The organism is Prolinoborus fasciculus (genome assembly GCF_056724605.1).
Map to the genome: position 1 here is coordinate 1 of NZ_JBWZQN010000132.1, position 1,429 is coordinate 1,429.

The 1,429-nt window shown below is 41.7% G+C and carries 2 protein-coding genes and 1 riboswitch; both genes read right to left on the reverse strand.

Going from position 1 to position 1,429, the window contains the following annotated elements:
* Positions 1–121: 121 nt before the first annotated feature.
* Positions 122–316 carry a hypothetical protein gene (locus AC1P5O_RS16530; protein ID WP_499006413.1) on the reverse strand — a complete coding sequence of 65 codons (195 nt, stop codon included), beginning with the start codon at positions 314–316 and terminating at the stop codon, positions 122–124.
* Between the two features lie 183 nt (positions 317–499).
* Entirely contained in the window at positions 500–1,075 is a 576-nt protein-coding gene (locus AC1P5O_RS16535; RefSeq protein ID WP_004281327.1) for a TMEM165/GDT1 family protein, read from the reverse strand.
* Positions 1,076–1,147: 72 nt separating this feature from the next.
* Positions 1,148–1,289: riboswitch (yybP-ykoY riboswitch) on the reverse strand.
* Positions 1,290–1,429: the final 140 nt, after the last annotated feature.

Below are 1,429 nucleotides of genomic sequence, written 5' to 3' on the forward strand. Positions count from 1 at the left end.
ATCGTTCGGTGAATAACTTTATGGTGAATATTATGGCTGCTATAGTGGCTTATTGCTTAAATCCAAATAAGCCAACTTTCCAAAACTTGCTAAAAAGCTAAAATATTTCATCGAACTCAGGTTATTTATTCAGTTCCATGGTCAGCGGCACATAGGTTAAATCACCACCCGGATCGAGTACCGCTGCGCGCTCATGATCAATAATCAAAAACTGGTTTGCCTGAACGCCTTCACCTTTGACCAGACTGGTAAAACTAATGCATTTATGTGTCCCATTATCAAACAGGACTTGCGATGTGGTGCGCTCAAAAACCATTTAAATTCCCCAATTTATAGTTAAAACTGCTGTTTTATACCCATACAACATATAAGGATTTAATAGAATTTACAATCCATAAAACCGACCATATCACGAGCTTTATCAAGCTTTTCAGAGGATTTAGGCATAAAAAATCCTGAGTTTTTAGCTCAGGATTCATGCAATTTGTTATTTTATAATTTAAAAGAAATAATATTGAACCAGGGTCGCGACACCTATGACCAGGAAAATGGCCGCGCCAATTTTATGGATCAGGCTGATCGGTAGTTTGTTCGCCAGTTTATCACCCAAAAATACCGCAGGCGCATTGGCCAGCATCATGCCTAGCGTAGTACCCAACATCACCCAGAAGACGCTGTCGAAACGTGCCGCCAGTGCCACTGTGGCAATCTGGGTTTTGTCACCAATTTCTGCCAGAAAAAACAAAATGAAGGTTGCACCAAATACCCCGAATTTTTGCCATTTATTGATACTGGCATTTTCATCACCCAGTTCATCCGGAATCAGCATCCAGACTGCCATCGCGATAAAGCCAATCGAAACGATCCACAGCAGTACTTCCGGCCCAATCACTGTGGTTACCCATTGTCCCAATACTGCAGAAAGGCCGTGGTTAATCAGCGTCGCCAATAAAATGGCAACTAAAATAGGAACAGGTTTGCGAAAACGTGCGGCAAGCAGCAATGCCAGCAGTTGGGTCTTATCACCCATTTCAGCCAGCGCTACGATTGCAGTCGACAGTAGGAATTCATACATGAGGTTTTTCTCTGGCTAGCATCCAATACCAATGACTCACCGCTCCTGCTAGCCAAAATCTGCAGAGTGGTAAATCAAAGGTCTTGCCAACAAAAGAAAGCTTGGAAAAGCTGACTTGGTTCTTTGCTATGATGACCATGCTCGGTTGAGCAAATATGTTGACCATCACCCTTCTGCTTTGCGCAAAAGGCGGCTACTCCCCAATGAAGTGCGCCAAGTATAGAATCAAATAACCTGAGTTCGATATAAAAAAAGAGTAGAAAAAAAGCCCTGTTTTTGTAACATATTGGTTCTCAAGACAAAATGTTATAAAACAAGGCTTCTCAATGGATCATATTACCGAATTATTTTGTA